This window comes from Methylobacter sp. Wu1, assembly GCF_036553575.1.
Classification (GTDB): domain Bacteria; phylum Pseudomonadota; class Gammaproteobacteria; order Methylococcales; family Methylomonadaceae; genus Methylobacter.
In genome coordinates, this window is the sequence record NZ_JAZHOC010000067.1 from 79,928 (window position 1) to 99,027 (window position 19,100).

A 19,100-nucleotide genomic window follows, 5' to 3' on the forward strand; every position below is an offset into this window, starting at 1 on the left:
TCCACAGAGTTATCCACAGGTTTTGTGAATAACTGCAAAAGAAGCCTATCGGATGCCTGCCGGTAGGCTTATCTCAACAAAGCCACATCTGGTTTTCTTGTCTGAAGCGCTATAAAAAACTGAGTAAATCCAACGCAAGGATCAGCTTGATGTTTATGGAAGTGGTATTGACTCAATATCAGTTGCCCACAGGCTAAATCAATGACTTAGCGAGCGCTAACCTAGACTCCAGCATGGGGGAAAATGATCTGTAAGTTATTGATAACAATAAAATTACCGTATTGGTTTATTTTTGTACAATTTAACAAAACTGTAATAAAAACGGTAATTAAGCGATAAAGAAAACAACCAATCCACAGAGTTATCCACAGGTTTTGTGAATAACTTTTTAAAGCCTGCGGTGCGGATATTTTTATCGGCATGCTGCTGAAACTGAAGCCCTCTGTAAAGCTGAAAGTGTATAATATCGGTCCATGAAAGACGTATCAGCCGGCTTTATATCCGCTCTAAAAATCATGCGCTTCGTGGTAAAAAATAGGCTTGGCTGTTCAAGCCTTGCCTGTTTCGCGCTGCTTTACCCGCTTTGATGCAAGCACTACTTACCTGATTCTGATAAAAAAACACCTATGCAACCCGCGTTTGTTCATTTAAGGCTTCATTCCGAATTTTCTCTGGTTGACGGCATCGTCAAAATCAAGCCGCTGGTTAAGCGTCTGGCCGAATTGAACATGCCGGCCGCTGCGGTGACCGAACATGCCAATCTGTTCTCACTGGTCAAGTTTTATAAGGCGGCGCTGGGTCAGGGCATCAAGCCGATCGGCGGGGCGGACGTGCTGATATTCAATCCGGAGGAGCCGGCGACGCCTTTCCGCATGACCTTGCTGGTCAACAATCACACCGGTTACATCACGCTGACCGAACTCATTTCCAAAGCCTATCAGGAAGGGCAGCATCAGGGCGTACCGATGCTGAGAAAGGAATGGATAGAAGGCAATCATGCCGGCTTGATTGCCTTGTCGGGCGCCATGAGCGGCGATATCGGCAAGGCCTTGCTGGCCGAAAACAAGGAGCTGGCAAAACGACTGGCCGAGCAATGGGGCTCGCTGTTCGATCAGAGTTTTTATCTGGAATTGCAGCGCGTCGGCAAGCCCGATGAGGAACGTTACATAGCCGCGGCCGTCGAGCTGGCTCTGGCTGCCGATCTGCCGGTGGTGGCGACCAATGACGTCAGGTTTATACATCAGAAGGATTTCGAAGCACATGAAGTCCGGGTCTGCATCAACCAGGGGCGTGTGCTTGATGATGCCCGGCGGCCGCGGGATTACACCGATCAGCAATATCTGCGCAGCAGCGAGGAAATGCAGGCGTTGTTCGCCGATATTCCTGAAGCGCTCGAAAATACGGTCGAAATCGCCAAGCGCTGCAATTTGAAGCTGACGCTGGGCCAGAACTTCCTGCCTGATTTTCCGGTGCCGGCCGGCGTGTCGCTGGGCGATCATCTGATCGATTCGGCCAGGAAAGGTCTGGAGGAGCGTCTGGCGCAGTATCCGGCCGTTGGCAAGGGCACCGATGAGGAAAACCGCCAGGTCTATTACGACCGTCTGGAAGTTGAGCTCAAAGTGATTGTACAGATGGGTTTTCCCGGTTATTTCATGATCGTTGCCGACTTTATCCAGTGGGCGAAAAACAATCAGATTCCGGTCGGGCCGGGCCGTGGGTCGGGCGCCGGCTCTCTGGTGGCGTACGCGCTTAAGATCACCGACCTGGACCCTATTGAATTCGATCTGTTGTTCGAGCGGTTCCTGAACCCGGAACGTATTTCCATGCCCGACTTCGACGTCGACTTCTGCATGGACCGGCGCGACGAAGTGATCGATTATGTGGCGCGCCATTATGGCCGCGATCACGTCGCGCAGATTATCACTTATGGTTCGATGGCGGCCAAGGCGGTTATCCGCGATGTCGGGCGCGTGCTGGGCTTCTCCTACGGCTTTGTCGACCGATTGGCCAAGTTGATTCCGTTCGAGATCGGCATGACGCTGGATAAGGCGCTGAAAGACAGCCCCGACCTGAAACAGCTTTACGATACCGAAGAAGAAGTCAGATCGCTGATCGATATGGCGCGCGCCCTGGAAGGAACGTCCCGAAACGCAGGCAAACATGCGGGCGGCGTGGTGATCTCGCCGACCAAGCTGACCGATTTTGCGCCGCTGTATTGCGAACAGGGCGGCGGCAATCTGGTTACGCAGTTCGACAAAGACGACGTGGAGGCCGTCGGTCTGGTCAAGTTCGACTTCCTGGGGTTGCGTACGCTGACGATTATCGACTGGGCGCTGCAGACGATCAATCAAAAGAAACACCAGGCCGGCGAGCCGCTGGTCGATATCACGACTATTCCCAGAGATGATCCTGCTTCCTATGAGCTGCTGAAAAACGCCCAGACTACGGCCGTATTCCAGCTCGAATCCCGGGGCATGAAAGAGCTGATCAAGAAGCTCAAGCCCGACTGTTTTGACGACATTATCGCGCTGGTGGCGCTGTTCCGGCCCGGCCCTTTGGAGTCGGGCATGGTGGATGATTACATCAACGTCAAGCACGGGGCCAAGGCTGAATACGCACATCCCTTGCTGATACCGATTTTGAAGCCGACCAATGGCGTTATTCTGTATCAGGAACAGGTGATGCAGATCGCGCGGGAAATGGCGCAGTATACGCTGGGCGGCGCCGATATGCTGCGGCGCGCGATGGGCAAGAAAAAGCCCGAAGAAATGGCCAAACAGCGTGAAGTGTTCACGCAGGGCGCCGTCGCCAATCAGATCGATGAGGGCATCGCGACTTATATCTTCGACCTGATGGAAAAATTCGCCGGTTACGGTTTCAACAAATCGCACTCGGCGGCCTATGCGCTGGTGGCGTATCAGACCGCTTGGCTGAAGGCGCATTATCCGGCCGCTTTCATGGCGGCGGTGCTGTCCTCGGATATGGACAATACCGACAAGGTCGTGGTGCTGATTGAGGAATGCCGGCAGATGAAGCTGACCATCTGTCCGCCGAATATCAACGTGTCCAATTTCCGCTTTACCGTCAATGACAAGGGGCACATCGTCTACGGTATCGGCGCCATCAAGGGTGTCGGGCAGGCGGCCATTGACGACATGCTGAAGGAGCGGGATGAAAACGGCCCGTTTACCGGCTTGTATGACTTGTGCAAGCGCGTCGACTTGAGAAAAGTCAACCGGCGCGTGCTGGAGGCGCTCATACGCGCTGGCGCATTCGATGAGTTTGACGATAATCGGGCCGGCCATCTGGCCGAACTGTCTACGGCTTTGAGAGTGGCTGAGCAGCACGGCAAGATGGCGCAGACAGGCCAGAATGATTTGTTCGGTCTGGCGGTCAATGCCGAGGATAATGTTGAAGAAACCGAAGCTTATTCAACTACTGTCGAGCCCTGGTCCGAAAAGGATCGTCTGGCAGCGGAAAAGTTAACGCTGGGTCTGTTTCTGACCGGTCATCCTATTGACCAGTACGAGGCGGAACTGAAAGAGTTTACGCATGGGAAAATAGCCACTTTGACTGCCAATGCCGAGCGTGCAGGCCCTCAACGGGGCATGAAAGGGAAGATGGAAGCGCGAGTTGCCGGGTTGGTCGTGGAAATCAGAACCCGTCAGACCAAACAAGGAAAAATGATGGGGTTTGCCACACTGGATGACAGGTCCGGCCGGCTCGAAATCGCGGCGTTTAACGATGTTTATGAAAAATACCGGGATATCTTTGCTCGCGATACGTTGCTGGTCGCTGAAGGTCCGCTGGCGGTTGACGATTATTTGGGCACCCTGCGTTTGACGGTAGAGAAACTCTACAGCATGGATCAGGCCCGGGATGCTTTCGCCAGAGGGATTCAGCTGACATGGCAGGCCGAAGAGCATGGCGATGCATTCCTGCAGAGATTAAGTGCGGTGCTCAGCCCCTTCAAGGGCGGCGGGTGTCCGGTGCTGATGAATTACAAATCACGCCAGGCGAAGGCAACCGTGCGTCTTGGCGATGAGTGGCGTGTGCAGGCAACAGATGAATTGATTATGCGCCTGAAACGTCTGCCGGGAGCCAGCGAAGTGGAAGTTAAGTACAAGTAACGGTCGCCGCGAAGCATAAGCTTTTATGCTTCGCGGCGATTCATAATGCAACCGATCGATTAAGAGTCGGAGCCAGATTCTTGTGTTACGGGTTCAACTCTAGCCCTTGGCTCAGCGATAGGTTTCGGCGATTCTGAAACCGGTTGACTGGTGTTTTCATGGGCCTGCGGCTCATGGCGCTCTATTCTTTCGGCTCTTTCAGCAAAATCGTGAGCATAGGGCCGAGGTTCGCTTCGGGCTTCTTTTGGCGCTTCCTCTGAAACGGCATGGATTTCGCCATTTGCATCGCCATTGGATTCAGGTTTTTTGTAATTAGGATTACGCGGTCTTCTGCGATTAGGTCCTCTTCTGTTTCTGCCGCCGGATGGCTTCTGCGCCTGCTGTTCCGCTACCGGTGCGGCATTTTCGGCAGGCTTTTCCGCTACTTCCGGCTCTGCGGCAGGCTCGCTTTTAGCCGGCTCGCTTTTTGCCTCAGGCACGCCAGCAGCCTCGGAAGGGCGCTTGCCGTTTCTGTCCTGACCGCGGCCGCCACGCTTGGGGCGAGGGCCGCGTCTGCTATCGCGGCTTCTGCTCGGCTGGGTTTCATCTGCGCCTCTGGCCTTCTCGGGGGCGCCTGTCGAGGCCTCTCTTTCTTTTCTCTCGGGCTCGGGCTCTGCGCTTATAATGCTCGGGCCAATCAGTTTATACCAGAAGCGCTTGATCAGGCTGGCCGAAACGTTCTTTTGCATCGGGGCCGGGGATTCGGGTAAAAATTCCCTGATAGCCGCCCTCTCAACTTTTTGCCTGACTTGCTGGGCAAATTCCGGAATTGTGATCTCTTCTTCTTTTATCTGCTGGTAGCTGGGTTTTTCTTCGAGCGCATCCTTTTCCTTGATGCGCTCGATGTCATAAGCCGGTGTTTCCAGATGTTTGCTGGGCAGGATCACAATGCTGACTTTCAGTCTTGATTCAACCTGCTCAATGGCATGGCGTTTTTCATTCAGCAGAAAAGTGGCGCACTCAATCGGCAGGTGGGCGATGACTTTTTCCGTGCCTTTTTTCATGGCTTCTTCTTCAAGAATACGCAGCACAGCCAGCGCAACCGATTCTACATTGCGGATAGTGCCTTGGCCTTTGCAGCGCGGGCAGGGCAGTTGCGTGGAATCGCCCAGCGACGGGCGCATTCTCTGCCTGGACATTTCCAATAGGCCAAAGCGCGAGATGCGGCTGGTTTGGATGCGGGCACGGTCTATTTTCAGCGCATCGCGCAGACGATTTTCAACGAGACGCTGGTTTTTATTGGACATCATATCGATGAAGTCGATGACGAACAGGCCGCCCAAGTCGCGTAATCTGAGCTGGCGGGCAATTTCATCGGCTGCTTCGAGGTTGGTATTCAGAGCGGTCTCTTCAATGTCGCTGCCTTTTGTAGCACGCGCCGAGTTGATATCGATCGAAGTCAGAGCCTCAGTATGATCGATGACCAGGGAACCACCGGAAGGCAGAGGCACTTCGCGGCCATAGGCCAGCTCGATCTGTGATTCGATCTGGTAGCGGCTGAACAGAGGAACCGCGTCCTGATACAGTTTTGCTTTCGGCAAAAAGTGCGGCATGACTTGCTTCAGGAATTTCTGCACCAGTTTGAACGAGGATTCGTTATCGATCAGGATCTCGTCAATATTGCCGCGCAAATGGTCGCGCAGGGCGCGGATGATGACGTTGCTTTCCTGAAACACCAGAAACGGCGCGGTTTGTTCACTGGAAGTGCGTTCTATGGCTTCCCATAACTGCAGCAGATAATTTAAATCCCATTGCAGTTCCTCAGCGTTTTTGCCGCAGCCAGCCGTGCGCACGATCAAGCCCATGCCTTCCGGAATATCTAGTGCCGCCATGACTTCACGCAATTCACTGCGGGTATCACCTTCAATACGGCGAGAAATACCGCCCGCCTTCGGGTTATTAGGCATCAGCACCAGATAGGTACCGGCCAGGCTGATATAGGTTGTTAAGGCGGCGCCTTTATTGCCGCGTTCTTCCTTCTCAATCTGAACCAGGATTTCCTGGCCTTCTTTAATCAGATCTTTAATGGATGGACGGCGGCCTTCGGTTTCAGCACCCTCTTGAGGTTGGCGGTAGGCGGAAGAAATTTCCTTAAAAGGTAAAAAGCCGTGTTTTTCGGCGCCATAGTTTACAAATGCTGCTTCGAGGCTGGGCTCTACGCGAGTAATGATGCCTTTGTATATGTTGGACTTTTTTTGTTCTTTAGAAGGGACTTCTATGTCAAAATCATAAAGTTTTTGACCGTCTACCAATGCGACTCGCAGTTCTTCTGCCTGCGTAGCGTTGATAAGCATTCTTTTCATTCAATTATCCTTGTGGTTTCCTGCTCCATTATCAGAATTTACTGATCAGACTGGGTTAGGGTCTAGTGCTAAGTAAGTTTGTAAGGTCAAACTAGATTCATTTTTCTGGCCAATAACGCGTCAGACTTGTTTTTTACGGTTTTGTTTTTCCGTCATCTAAGCGTTGCAGTTGGTATCTTGACCTTCAAGACGTGAAGGCAACGATAATTGGCACGGACAACTACTAAGCAAATAAATATTCTTTTTTCAGTCTTGTTGTAAATTCTGTCTTAAACAGGAGTTATAAATCGTTCGTCATGGGTCGAACGCTACCCGAAAAATCGTATTTGAAGACCCAGCATCGTAATCGGCTGTTTTATCTTCAGTTGGGTTGCCGGTTCAGTTTCATCATGGAAATCTGCCGAGCAAAAGTATGTTTTTTATATTCAAACTTGCTTAATATAGCAACCTTATCGCTCTACATCAATTTTAAAGAATCAATCCTAACGAGATGCTGGTATTATCTATATCATGAATTCAGAAGAACAAAGCGCGCCAAAAGTTCAATTTGTCGAAATTACGGAAGAAAATAGTGATCAACGATTGGACAATTTTTTAATTACCCGCTTGAAAGGTGTTCCTAAAAGCCGCATATATCGTATTGTTCGCAAAGGCGAGGTTAGAGTCAACAAAGGCCGTGTGGACGTCAAGTACCGCCTGGAAGCGGGCGATATCGTCAGAATTCCGCCGGTCCGGGTATCGGAAAAAACCGAGGAAACATTTGTCGGCCAGAATTTGAGGGATGCCCTGCAAAAAAATATTTTATTTGAGGATGATGCCTTTTTAATTTTGAACAAGCCTTCGGGCTTTGCCGTTCACGGCGGCAGCGGCGTAAACTCGGGCATTATCGAAGGACTGAGACAGATAAGGCCCGAGGCGCATTTTCTGGAACTGGTGCATCGGCTGGACCGCGATACTTCCGGTTGTTTGTTGATAGCGAAGAAGCGTAGCGCTTTGCGCAGGCTGCATGAACTTTTCCGCAGTGATCAGGTTCAAAAAACCTATGTAGCCCTACTGGCAGGTCAGTGGGCCAAGAAGCAAACTATAGTTACTGTACCTCTGCAAAAGAATGTCAATAAAGGCGGCGAGCGTATGGTGGTCGTCAGTCAATCCGGCAAACAGGCCGAAACGGCTTTCAAGCGTCTGAAATTATTCCCAAATGCAACGCTGGTCGAAGCTTCACCGAAAACGGGGCGTACTCATCAGATACGCGTGCACGCCGCCTGGTTGGGCCATCCTATTGTCGGCGACGAGCGCTATGGTCTGGACGAGGTCAACAAGGCATTTAAAAGCAGAGGCTATAAACGTTTGTTTTTGCATGCGCAGAAACTGAAGTTCCAGCATCCGGTCAGCGGGGAATTACTGAAAATTTTCGCTCCTCTGCCGCAGGATCTGGAGGAAGTATTAAGCAATGAAGAACAGGTTTGATTTAATTATATTTGATTGGGACGGTACTTTAGTCGATTCTATCGACTGGATCGTCAGTTGCTTGCAGCAAGCCGCGGCATCGTGCAATTGCACTGTTCCGGAGCGGCAAGCGGCGAAGGATGTGATCGGCTTAAGCACCCAAAATGCAATACGGACCTTATTTCCGGAAGCCGGCGAAAAAATCCGGGATCAGCTGATGTCCTGTTACATTCAGGCATTTTTCGCAAGGCAGACTAGTCAGGATGATTTATTTGAAGGCGTTTATGAGATGCTGGTGCAGTTGAGACGGGCGGGCTTTCAGCTGGCTGTAGCGACCGGAAAGAGCCGAACCGGCTTGAAAAAGGCTCTGCAGGCGACAGGAACCGAAGATTTGTTTCATATCACGCGCTGTGCCGATGAGACCGCTTCGAAACCCGACCCCGCCATGGTTCTGGACATCATTCAGCATATGGAGGCCGCCAATGAGCGAACGCTTATGGTAGGCGACTCGGTTCACGACATGCAAATGGCGCTCAATGCACAGATTCCATCAATCGCCGTATCGTGCGGAGCGCATTCAAAAGACATATTGCAACAATACAATCCGTTGATATGCTTACAGCGGCCGACGGAATTACTGGATATTATTGGAGGTTAAATCAAGTAATGGAAAATCAACAAGACAACCAAATTAAAATGGCTGCCGGGTGGGAACGTGACGTTCTTGAAAAAGTGGCTTTGGCGGCCGTTACAGAGCAAGCAAGAGCAAGACGCTGGAGCGTTTTTTTCAAATCCCTTGTATTTTTATATCTATGCGTCATATTAACCCTGTTCACATTTCCCAATATTATGAAGGATATGAGCGGCGATAGTGAGGAGCATACGGCAGTTATTGATATAGTCGGGATGATCGCGGAGGATAAGGACGCCAATGCCGATAGCATTATAAAAAGCCTGAAGAATGCGGTAAAAGATACGAATACCAAAGGCATTATTCTGCATGCCAATTCACCTGGCGGCAGTCCGGTTCAATCATCCTATGTTTATGATGAAATCAGAAAGATAAAAAAAGAGCATCCTGACCTGCCGATTTACACTGTAGTCAGCGATATTTGCGCTTCAGGTTGCTACTATATCGCTTCAGCGAGCGATAAGATTTTTGTCAACCAAGCCAGCCTTATCGGTTCCATAGGCGTTCTCATGGATGGCTTTGGATTTGTTAATGTCATGGAAAAATTGGGCGTCGAACGCCGGTTGCTGACGGCAGGCACGCATAAAGCCATGCTGGATCCGTTTTCGCCGCCTAAAGAAGATGAAACACGCTACATGCAGGGGTTGCTGGATCAGGTTCATCAACAATTTATTGGCGCCGTTAAAGCCGGCCGCGGCGACAGGCTTAAGGATGCGCCTGAACTCTTTTCGGGACTGGTGTGGACCGGTGAAGAAGGCGTCAAGCTTGGCGTTGCCGATGCGTTTGGTAATGATGACTACGTTGCCAAGGAAGTTATTGGCGTCGAGAATAAAGTTGATTTTACACAACAGGAACAATTGCTGGACAGAATTGCAGGCAAATTGGGTGCATCTTTCGGACAAGCTATCGGCACTATGGCTAAAGGAATGTCATTGCAGTAGCGGATTCAGTTCGGATTCAGTATGGTGATTTAAAATCCTTTCCGCTCAATGTATTCTCCTGATTGTAAAAATCCGGGCACGGTTACTTTCGGCAATGGCTAAATAAACAATAACTTAAGCTCTGGATCATCCATGAGAAATTTGATTAAACTGCTCGCATTGGTCTTGTTATTTTCCAATGTCTGTTATGCGGAAAGCGCTGTCATACTGGCGCGCGTCAGCCTGGATCAGGCTACGAAACAAATCATTAAAAAAGGCGGTAAAAGAGTGCTGGGCGCTCAAACTGAGATAATTAACGGCAGGGAAGTCCATGTTATTAAAGTTCTGACACCCGATGGACGTATTCAGCATTATTTGATCGATGCCGAGACCGGTGAATTAATCGGTTAATTTAAGGAAGAAAAACATGCGTATTCTTGTTGTCGAAGATGAAGTAACCCTTTGCGAACAGATCCAGGAGTTCCTGGCGGATAAAGGTTTTGCCGTCGATACAGCTCATACGGGCAGCGATGGTTTTTATATGGGCAAGGAGTATCCGCTCGATGCGGCTGTCGTTGATATTGGGCTTCCTGATTTTTCCGGCATCGAGTTGATCAAACGCCTGCGCAAAAACAACATTAAAATACCGATCCTGATCCTGACGGCCAGGAGCCGGTGGCAGGAGAAAGTGGAAGGGCTGGAAGCCGGCGCGGATGATTATCTGGTCAAGCCTTTCCATTATGAAGAGTTATTGGCCAGGATAAATGCCCTGATCAGGCGTTCCGCCGGACTGGCGCATCCCGTTTTGAGCCACGGCAATATAGAGCTGGATACCGTAGCGCAGGAAGTCTCCGTTGGCGGAGTGAAGCTGGAGCTGACGGCTTATGAGTACAAGGTGCTGGAATACCTGATGTTCCGTAAAGGCGAAATCGTTTCGAAATCCGTCCTGACCGCACACATTTACGATGAAGACTTCGATCGTGACAGCAATGTCATTGAAGTCTTTATCGGCCGCTTGAGAAAAAAACTCGATCCTGACGGTACGTTGAAACCCATTGAAACATTGCGCGGCCGAGGTTATCGCGTACCGATCATTCCTTCCTAAGTATAATCGTTTCTGCAAAAGCGCTTAATGCGTCTTTGTATCTTATTTTTCCTTAAAGGCATTGTGTGCAAACCAGATCTTTAAGCTTTCGATTACTGGTGTCCGCCGGTTTGGTGCTTGCCGCTTTCTTTGCGCTGGTGGCTGTCGTTCTTGAACAGAGCTTTCGCGAAAGTGCCGAGCAGGTGTTGAAGGAAAAATTGCAAGTCCAGGTTTACTCGCTTCTATCTGCCGCCGATCTTAAGAATTCCGGCCAATTGGTTATGCCCGCCGATTTGCCTGAGCCTCGGTTTACCAATCCGGGATCAGGTCTTTACGGATTTATTCAGCAAATAAAAAAGGGCAAGCCGTCATTGGTCTGGCATTCGGCTTCGGCAATCGGTCTGGACCCTGTGGCGCCGCCGGCTGAATTAAGCGCGGGCGAGACAGCTTTTTTATTGGATGAGCAGGGACGCTACTATGCGCTGCATTATGATGTGATCTGGGAAAGCCGGGCCCATGTGGAGCGCGAATATACGTTCACCGTGACTGAAGATGCCGAGTTTGTAAAAGGCCAGGTGGAGCGTTTTAAAGCGGCGTTGAGATTCTGGCTGCTGGCGATAGGGCTGGTCCTGATTTTTATTCAGTTTGCCGTGTTGCGCTGGAGCTTAAAGCCGCTGCGCGTTGTCGTCAGGGATCTTGAGGAGATAGAAAAAGGCAAAAAAACTCGGCTGGACGGCCGTTATCCAACGGAATTGCAAGGCTTGGCAGGAAATCTGAATGCCCTGATCAGCAGTGAACGGGCGCATTTGGAGCGGTATCGCAATACTCTGGCTGATCTGGCGCACAGCCTGAAAACGCCGCTGGCCATCCTGCGGGGGTGCGCCGAGTCTTTCAGCGATAACAAGGAGACCGTACAAGAGCAGATTTTTCGCATGAACGAAATTGTCGAATATCAATTGCAGCGCGCCGCCGCGAAAGGCGAGCACCAGATTACCCGAACAGTGGATGTGGCGGTCATCATTAAAAAAATTATCGCATCGCTCAGTAAAGTTTATATTGATAAAGGCATTGCTTTCGATATTGATGTTCCCGAGCCTTGCCAGATCTATTGCGAAGAAGGCGACTTTTACGAAATTGCGGGCAATTTGCTGGACAATGCCTGCAAATGGTGCCGTCAGAAGATCAGTATCAGCGTTTCGTTTCATGACCCGAAGGCCAATGCCGGCTTTTCGATGCTGTTGCAGATTGAGGATGACGGTTCCGGCATTCCTGCCGATAAGCTCAAGGAGATTCTGAAAAGAGGGGTTCGGGCCGATGAAAACATTCATGGGCACGGTATCGGCATGGCAGTAGTCTACGAATTAACGGGGCTTCTGGGGGGCAAGCTGGAAGGGGGTAAAAGCAAGGCGTTGGGCGGCATGAGTTGGCGCGTTTACTTGCCATGACTTTGGATTTATATGCCTTTGCTTCGGTTCTCCATGCGCCTTAGGAATTCGGTCAGGATCAATACATAAAGCTCATCGCCCAGGTATTTGTCTTCAATGCCGCTGTCGATGTTTGGATTGTCGTTCACTTCTATTACATAGCCCTTGCCGTTTTTTTCCTTGACGTCCACGCCGTACAAGCCGTTGCCTATCGGCTGTGTGGCTTTCAGCGCTGCTTCCAATACGGCTTTGGGCACTTCAAAAGTCGGCATGGTGTCAAAGTTTCCGCTATCGGTCCGGCTGCCGCCATGACGGTAAATCTGCCAGTGGTTTTTAACCATATAATAACGGCAGGCATATAAAGCCTTATTGTTGAATACGCCGATGCGCCAGTCAAAATCCGTATACAAAAATTCCTGAGCCAGAAGCAGTGCCGATTTTTGAAACAATTCCTCGACTTTAAGATCCAGTTCTTGTCGGTTATGAACTTTAACAATGCCTCGGGAGAAAGAGCCGTCCGGTATTTTGATGACCACCGGAAAGCCGGCTTCTACTTCCAGTTTATCCAGATGTTCGGCATTGCCTTTATGCAGCAGCCAGGTCTTGGGCGAGGGAACGCGATGCGTGCGAAACAGATCGGCGAGATAAACCTTGTTCGTGCAGCGCAGGATGGAGGTCGGATCATCGATGACCACCAAGCCTTCGGCCTCGGCTTTTTTGGCAAAGCGGTAAGTGTGATGATCTATGGCAGTGGTTTCACGGATAAACAAGCCGTCAAATTCAGACAGGCGGATATAATGCTGCTGCGATATCAACTCGACTTCAATGCCCAGCTGCCTGCCGATTTTGATGAATTTTTTAAGGGCGGCGAGATTGCTCGGCGGCAGTTTTTCTTCCGGATTGACCAGAATGGCAAGATCGTAGCGCGCGGCTTTACGGGCGCGGCCTTTGCGCCAGACTTTTTTGCTGAACTGGTCCAGTGCTTCGGCAAAAATCGTTTCCTGTTCTTCGCTCAGGCCGCGGTGTGAGATGGCTTTTAAGCTGGTAATCTCCCATTGTTGCCGAAAACGCAGCGTGACTTCCAGGATAGGGCAGGGGAAACGCTCAAACAATAGCCTTGCCAATTCGTTAAAAGCCGGATCGGACGTCGTGCCGAAGTAAGTCAACAGGGTAACGTCAGTGTCTTGGCTATGGCTTTTAAAGGCCCGCTTCAGGGTCTGCGACAAGTCTTCGAGTGGCGATCGGTATGAAGCGCTTTCAGTGTCTTTGCCGTAACTCTTAAAGGTACGCGTCAACGTCGTCGAGGACAAGTCTTCAAGTTGCAGCCGGTATAAGGATTTCTTGCCCAGATCGTTCAGTACCTTGACAGATGGAATAACGTGATGTCCCCTGGCTTCGGCCAGCAAAGAACAGTAATAGCCGTCTGAAAGATAACGATAGCTGCTGCAGAGATTGATGACGCGCGTGCGTTGTTGAGGGTCGCCTTGCTCGGTTGCCAGATAGGTTTCAAAAGCCATGACTTGGTCGCTGGGATAATAGGGTCCCCAATCGGTAAGATTATCGACAACCAGAATGGTACGTGCCATAGCAAGCAAAAGCCTCAAATTAAGATAAAATATAATTTTGGAGTCAGTCAGATTTTTCTACAAGGAGTTTTTTGGGGGCTGGAAAAATATTTCATATTGCTCTGACTGGCGCTATGCTAAAGAAAAATTCTTAGGTAATCATTATGTCCTCTTCTCTTCCCGTTGCCGCTCTTGATACAGACGTTTTTCCAGCCAGCTACGCAGTTGGCAGACAGTGCTGGCAGACAGCGCTGTCTGAGCTGCCCTGCGCCAAAAAACATATACCGTATCGCTGCGCCGGGGCGGGGCCTGAAGGCGAGGAGTTGTTTACCGATACGGTCTGGCTGGGTTCGGAAGAGGCTTCCAAAGTGGCGGTGCTGATAGGCGGCACGCATGGCATTGAAGGCTTTGCCGGTACGGCGGTGGAAATTGACCATTTGCGCCTGATTGCCGCCGGACATATTCATATGCCTGCTGATACGGCTGTGTTAATGATTCATGCATTGACGCCTTGGGGCTATGCCTGGCAGCGCCGCTGTGATGCCGACGGTGTTGATTTAAATAGGAACGTGGTCGATTTTTCCAAACCGTTGCCCGGAAATCCGGGCTACGAGTCGCTGCGCCCTATTTTATTTCTGGCCGATGCAGGCCAAAGACAGGCGGCTTTTGCCGACTGGGAACGTAAGTATGGGCGTGAATCGCTTGAAAGCGCTATCAGTGCCGGACAATATGTCGACGCCAGCGGTCCTTTCTATGGCGGACGGGCACCCGCGCATGGCAGACGGGTCGTTGAAGATCTTATCGATAAGTATGACCTGCACCAGCGTGATCTGGCCGTTATCGATTTGCATACCGGTCTTGGATCTTATGGTTACGGTGAGATTATTTGTGACCATGAGCCGGATAGTTTCGGCACAAGCGTGGCTCGCCGCTGGTATGGCGATTCTGTAGCCTTGCCGGCTTTGGGGACATCCAGTTCGGTGCCCAAAATAGGCTTGCTGGATTATGCCTGGCATGCGGTCATGAATGAGAGAAGTTGCTATATCACCCTGGAATTCGGTACGTTCAAAACAGATCAGCTTTTTGAAGTCTTGCTGCTCGATCATCAGTTGTGGTCGCAGTCGGACAACCGACAGACCCGTTTGGAACATGCCAGGCGCATGCGGCACCATTTCTGCCCGGATGATCAAGCCTGGAAGGAAATGGTGCTGTTCCGGGCAAGGCAGGTGTTTTCGCAGGCATTACGGGGGCTATCAGTTTCATGACTATCAACAATATCTTGATTCGGCATGCCAAACCAGATGATCTTGAGCAATTGGTAGAGCTTGAAAATGCCAGTTTTGAAACCGACAAGTTGAGCAGGCGCAGTTTTCGGCACTGGATAACGACGGAGCATCGTGCTTTGCTGGTGGCGGAAGTGGAGGGCAGGATCGTCGGTTATATCCTGATTATCTATCATCCCGGCACCCGCCTGGCCCGTATTTATTCGCTGGCCGTGGCGCATCAGCAACGCGGCTCCGGCATTGCCAAATTGCTCATGGCGGCAGGCGAACAGGAGGCCATTGAGGATGGTCGGTTGTACCTGCGCCTTGAAGTGGGCATTGATAATATCGCGGCGATTAACCTGTATGAATCACTGGGCTTTCAGAAGTTCGGCGTATACCATGACTATTATGAAGACCACAAAGACGCCCTGCGTTACCAGAAACGCATCCGCCGGTATCGAGAGCCATTAGAGCACAGGCCCGTGCATTGGATGAGGCAAACGACGCCTTTTACTTGCGGGCCGGCTTCGCTGATGATGGCCATGCACGGACTAAACAAGACGTATCTGCCGTCCCAGGAAGAAGAGCTCAATTTATGGCGCGAAGCGACGACGATCTTTATGACGTCCGGCCATGGCGGCTGTCATCCGGTGGGTTTGGCGTTGGCGGCAAAGCGCCGGCATTTTAATGTCGAAGTCTGGATCAGTCAGACAGGGCCGCTGTTTATAGATAGTGTGCGCAGTGAGGAAAAAAAACAGGTTGTCGAGTTGGTGGATAATGGTTTTAAGCGCGAAGCCGAAGAGCAGGGCGTGAAAATACATTATGCCAATATTACCCAGAACGATTTGATTGAAGCCTTTAATGCCGGAGCGATACCGCTGGTGCTCATCAGTACTTTCCGTATGGACCGTAAAAAAGCACCGCACTGGGTGGTCATGAGCGGAAGCGACGAAGATTGCTTGTATATGCATGATCCGGACCCGGAAGAGGGGCGTCAAAGTGAGGTCGACTGCCAGTATATTCCCGTGGCGCGTGAAGATTTTGACCGCATGTCCTGCTTTGGCAAAAACCGTCTGCGGGCGGCGGTCATACTCTGGCCCGCTTAAACTTTCTAAAAATATTTCATCAGGGCTTGCATCATTAAGCAAATTCGATCATAATAGCACTTCTTTAGCCGCTACGGCTGATTGTTTCATGGTAACCGTGTCGGTCCTCTCGCAACGATACGCTGTAAACCCCGCCAGGCCCGGAAGGGAGCAACGGTAGCAGCAGATTCGTGTGCCGGGATGTGGCTGGCATGGTTGCCGCCCAACCTCATAATCATCTTTCGAGCCTGCAATGAATTACCAGGTTCTCGCCAGAAAATGGCGTCCTCATAATTTCACAGAAGTTGTCGGACAAGAGCATGTTGTCAAATCGTTAATGAACGCTTTGCAGCATGACAGACTCCATCATGCCTATTTATTTACCGGTACCCGCGGTGTAGGCAAAACCACAATTGCCAGAATTCTAGCCAAAGCCATCAATTGCCAGAATCTCCAGGATTTTAATCCTTGTGGGCAATGCAGCGTTTGCCGTGATCTTGATGAAGGTCGGTTTCTGGATTTGATCGAAGTGGATGCGGCATCCCGCACCAAGGTCGAAGATACGCGGGACTTGCTGGATAATGTCCAGTATGCGCCCAATCAAGGCCGTTATAAAGTCTATCTGATCGACGAAGTGCATATGTTGTCAGGGCACAGCTTCAATGCCCTGCTCAAGACCCTCGAAGAACCGCCGCCGCATGTAAAATTCCTGTTGGCAACCACTGATCCGCATAAGATTCCGATAACGGTATTGTCCCGCTGTCTGCAGTTTAATCTGAAGCGCTTGCTGCCGGATCAGATTTTCAAGCAGATGGAATTCATACTCCAGAAGGAACAGATTGCATTTGAAATTGCGGCTTTGAAATTACTGGCCCGCGCTGCCGATGGCAGTATGCGTGACGGGTTAAGTCTGCTGGACCAAGCCATCGTCTTCGGTAACGGCAAGGTAAATACTGAACAGGTCAGTGCTATGTTAGGCACGGTCGCCCAGCAGCCTGTCGATGACCTGTTAACGGGGCTGGCTGATGGCGATGCCGAGGCCATCCTTAATAAAATCAATGAAATCGCCAATTTGACTCCCGATTTCGGCGACGTTTTGCAGCAAATCCTGCAGGTCCTGCATCGCATAGCATTAATTCAGCAGGTGCCCGGCGCAGTCAATCATGATTTTGACGCCGAAATGATCGCTGCATTAGCCTCGCGGCTGACGCCCGAAGATGTCCAGCTTTATTACCAGATCGGCTTGATAGGGCAAAGAGACCTTGATCTGGCGCCCGATCCGCGCAGCGGTTTCGAAATGGTCATGTTGCGCATGCTGACTTTCAGGCCGGTAGCGCAAGAACAGAGTCTTGCCAAGCCGGTTCAGGTTTCCCGGTCAGCTGTCAAGCCGGAAGTCAAGGCATCACAAGTGACTGTCAGCGCATCGAATAAACCGGAGTCCGTTCAGGAGTCTGCGATTGATAGGGCAGATAATAATTGGGCAGAGATGGTTGTAGCCATGAAGATTGGCGGCATGACGCGGGAGCTGGCGAATAACTGCGTTTTGGACAGTATTGACGACAAAGTTTGTACATTAATATTGGATCCGGGGCACAAACATCTACGCAGTGCGGTCACAGAGGAAAAATTGCAAAGCGCTCTGCAGCGTTATCGAGGCACATCACTGAAGCTGGTGATCAATACCGAAAAAATAGCGGTTGACACGCCGGCGGTGCAGTTGATTAAAGAGCGCGAAGACAGACAGCAGGCAGCTGTTGACGCTATTAATTCAGACGAAAATATTCAGGCTTTGAAAGAGCATTTTGATGCCAGGGTGCTGCCCGGCTCAATAGAGCCTGTTTAACAACATAAAGGAGAGCGACAATGAAAAATGCACTGGGTAACCTCATGCAGCAAGCCCAAAAAATGCAGGAAGACATCAAAAAAGCGCAAGAAGAGCTTGCTTCCATGCAGGTGATGGGGGAGGCCGGCGGCGGTCTGGTCACCATCTTGATGACCGGTAAGCGAGAAGCCAGAAAAGTCACTATTGATGATTCTTTGCTGGGTGAAGATAAGGATATGCTGGAAGATATGGTTGCGGCCGCCATTAATGACGCTGTCAATAAGGTGGCAAAAATGAAGCAAGAAAAAATGGCTGAGCTAACATCTGGCATTCCATTGCCGCCCGGGTTCCAGATGCCTTTTTAATATGCAGAAAAGGGGCTTATTAGGGCAGTTGATACAGAATTTATGCTGTTTGCCAGGCGTAGGGCCGAAAACCGCGCAACGCATGGCTTTCCAATTGCTGCAGCGCAACCGTGATGGCGCCAGAATACTGGCCGAGACGCTATTGCGGGCTGTTGATGAAATTGGCTATTGCCGCGAGTGCCGTACGCTGACCGAAAATAACCTCTGCGAAATCTGTGCCGATAATTCACGGGATGACTCCGTCATTTGTATCGTTGAAAATCCGGCCGATGTCTGGATCATTGATCAGTCCACTGCGTTCAAAGGTCGCTACTTTGTCTTGCATGGAAGGTTGTCTCCATTGGATGGCATCGGCCCTGATGAACTCGGCCTGGATGTGCTGGAGCAGCGGCTTGCGGCAGGCAGTGTCAAGGAATTGATATTGGCTACGAATTTAACGGTAGAAGGCGAGGCAACGGCCTATTTTATCGGCGAACTGGCCAAAAAATATCATGTGCAGGCCAGCAGAATCGCTCATGGCGTGCCGATGGGCGGAGAATTGGAGTATATTGACAGCAGCACCTTATCGCATGCGTTTAATGGAAGAAAACAGATTTAGATTCAATATTCAAGGGGAAAAATATGGCTGATTGTTTGTTTTGCAAGATGGTTGCGGGCGAAATTAAGCCCGATGTGGTTTTTGAAGACGAGCATGTTCTGGCATTCAGGGATATCAATCCGCAGGCTCCTGTGCATATTCTCGTGATCCCTAAAACGCATATCGCTACATTGAATGATTTGGATGATGCCCAACTGGCCGGCCGCCTGCTGCAGACCGTCATAAAGTTGGCGAAGCAGGAAGGCTTGTCTGAAAATGGTTACAGAACGGCAATCAGCTGCAATAAGCAGGGTGGTCAGGAAGTCTATCACCTGCATTTGCATCTGTTGGGCGGACGCCAGATGAAATGGCCTCCGGGCTGAG

15 protein-coding genes and 1 other RNA gene are annotated in these 19,100 nt (G+C 50.6%); 14 read left to right on the forward strand and 2 right to left on the reverse strand.

The window, feature by feature from the left end; genetic code table 11:
* Window positions 1-626 precede the first annotated feature (626 nt).
* Window positions 627-4,130 (forward strand): DNA polymerase III subunit alpha, encoded by a 3,504-nt coding sequence (gene dnaE / locus V2P20_RS14830; RefSeq protein WP_331819625.1) that lies wholly within the window; start codon window positions 627-629, stop codon window positions 4,128-4,130.
* Between the two features lie 59 nt (window positions 4,131-4,189).
* On the opposite strand, the gene V2P20_RS14835 is transcribed toward dnaE, so the two are convergent.
* A complete protein-coding gene (locus V2P20_RS14835; protein ID WP_331819627.1) occupies window positions 4,190-6,472 on the reverse strand; it encodes an Rne/Rng family ribonuclease in 2,283 nt (760 codons plus the stop codon).
* A gap of 510 nt (window positions 6,473-6,982) precedes the next feature.
* Between V2P20_RS14835 and rluC the strand changes: the two genes are divergently transcribed.
* The 6 genes from rluC (at window position 6,983) to V2P20_RS14865 (ending at window position 12,058) form a co-directional block, all read left to right on the forward strand.
* Window positions 6,983-7,939 (forward strand): 23S rRNA pseudouridine(955/2504/2580) synthase RluC, encoded by a 957-nt coding sequence (gene rluC / locus V2P20_RS14840; RefSeq protein WP_331819629.1) that lies wholly within the window; start codon window positions 6,983-6,985, stop codon window positions 7,937-7,939.
* Window positions 7,923-8,576, forward strand: coding sequence for an HAD-IA family hydrolase (locus tag V2P20_RS14845; RefSeq protein WP_331819631.1), 654 nt, complete (start codon window positions 7,923-7,925; stop codon window positions 8,574-8,576). The genes rluC and V2P20_RS14845 overlap by 17 nt, the downstream gene beginning before the upstream one ends.
* An 8-nt stretch (window positions 8,577-8,584) precedes the next feature.
* On the forward strand, window positions 8,585-9,550 hold the full coding sequence (locus V2P20_RS14850; protein WP_331819689.1) for a S49 family peptidase: 966 nt from the start codon (window positions 8,585-8,587) through the stop codon (window positions 9,548-9,550).
* A 132-nt stretch (window positions 9,551-9,682) separates the two neighbouring features.
* Complete coding sequence (locus V2P20_RS14855; protein WP_194968343.1) at window positions 9,683-9,940, forward strand: PepSY domain-containing protein; 258 nt, start codon at window positions 9,683-9,685, stop codon at window positions 9,938-9,940.
* 16 nt (window positions 9,941-9,956) lie between these two features.
* Window positions 9,957-10,634, forward strand: coding sequence for a response regulator transcription factor (locus tag V2P20_RS14860; RefSeq protein ID WP_331819634.1), 678 nt, complete (start codon window positions 9,957-9,959; stop codon window positions 10,632-10,634).
* Between the two features lie 65 nt (window positions 10,635-10,699).
* The gene (locus V2P20_RS14865) at window positions 10,700-12,058 is read left to right on the forward strand and encodes an ATP-binding protein (RefSeq protein ID WP_331819636.1); all 1,359 of its coding nucleotides are present in this window, start codon (window positions 10,700-10,702) and stop codon (window positions 12,056-12,058) included.
* Window positions 12,059-12,066: 8 nt separating this feature from the next.
* Here the strand turns inward: V2P20_RS14865 and V2P20_RS14870 are convergent, their stop codons facing one another.
* Window positions 12,067-13,623 (reverse strand): RimK family protein, encoded by a 1,557-nt coding sequence (locus tag V2P20_RS14870; RefSeq protein ID WP_331819638.1) that lies wholly within the window; start codon window positions 13,621-13,623, stop codon window positions 12,067-12,069.
* Between the two features lie 143 nt (window positions 13,624-13,766).
* Here V2P20_RS14870 and V2P20_RS14875 point away from each other — a divergent pair, with 143 nt between their 5' ends.
* The 7 genes from V2P20_RS14875 (at window position 13,767) to V2P20_RS14905 (ending at window position 19,099) form a co-directional block, all read left to right on the forward strand.
* On the forward strand, window positions 13,767-14,867 hold the full coding sequence (locus V2P20_RS14875; RefSeq protein WP_331819640.1) for a DUF2817 domain-containing protein: 1,101 nt from the start codon (window positions 13,767-13,769) through the stop codon (window positions 14,865-14,867).
* A complete protein-coding gene (locus V2P20_RS14880) occupies window positions 14,864-15,973 on the forward strand; it encodes a GNAT family N-acetyltransferase/peptidase C39 family protein (protein ID WP_331819642.1) in 1,110 nt (369 codons plus the stop codon). Before V2P20_RS14875 ends, V2P20_RS14880 begins: the two co-directional genes overlap by 4 nt.
* Before the next feature lie 98 nt (window positions 15,974-16,071).
* Window positions 16,072-16,168: signal recognition particle sRNA small type (gene ffs / locus V2P20_RS14885), an RNA gene on the forward strand.
* Between the two features lie 37 nt (window positions 16,169-16,205).
* The gene (gene dnaX / locus V2P20_RS14890; protein WP_331819644.1) at window positions 16,206-17,795 is read left to right on the forward strand and encodes a DNA polymerase III subunit gamma/tau; all 1,590 of its coding nucleotides are present in this window, start codon (window positions 16,206-16,208) and stop codon (window positions 17,793-17,795) included.
* Between the two features lie 20 nt (window positions 17,796-17,815).
* Entirely contained in the window at window positions 17,816-18,139 is a 324-nt protein-coding gene (locus V2P20_RS14895; RefSeq protein WP_194968336.1) for a YbaB/EbfC family nucleoid-associated protein, read from the forward strand.
* 1 nt (window position 18,140) lies between these two features.
* Complete coding sequence (recR, locus tag V2P20_RS14900) at window positions 18,141-18,737, forward strand: recombination mediator RecR (RefSeq protein ID WP_331819646.1); 597 nt, start codon at window positions 18,141-18,143, stop codon at window positions 18,735-18,737.
* 23 nt (window positions 18,738-18,760) lie between these two features.
* Window positions 18,761-19,099 (forward strand): histidine triad nucleotide-binding protein, encoded by a 339-nt coding sequence (locus V2P20_RS14905; protein WP_331819648.1) that lies wholly within the window; start codon window positions 18,761-18,763, stop codon window positions 19,097-19,099.
* The last annotated feature ends 1 nt before the right edge of the window (window position 19,100 follow it).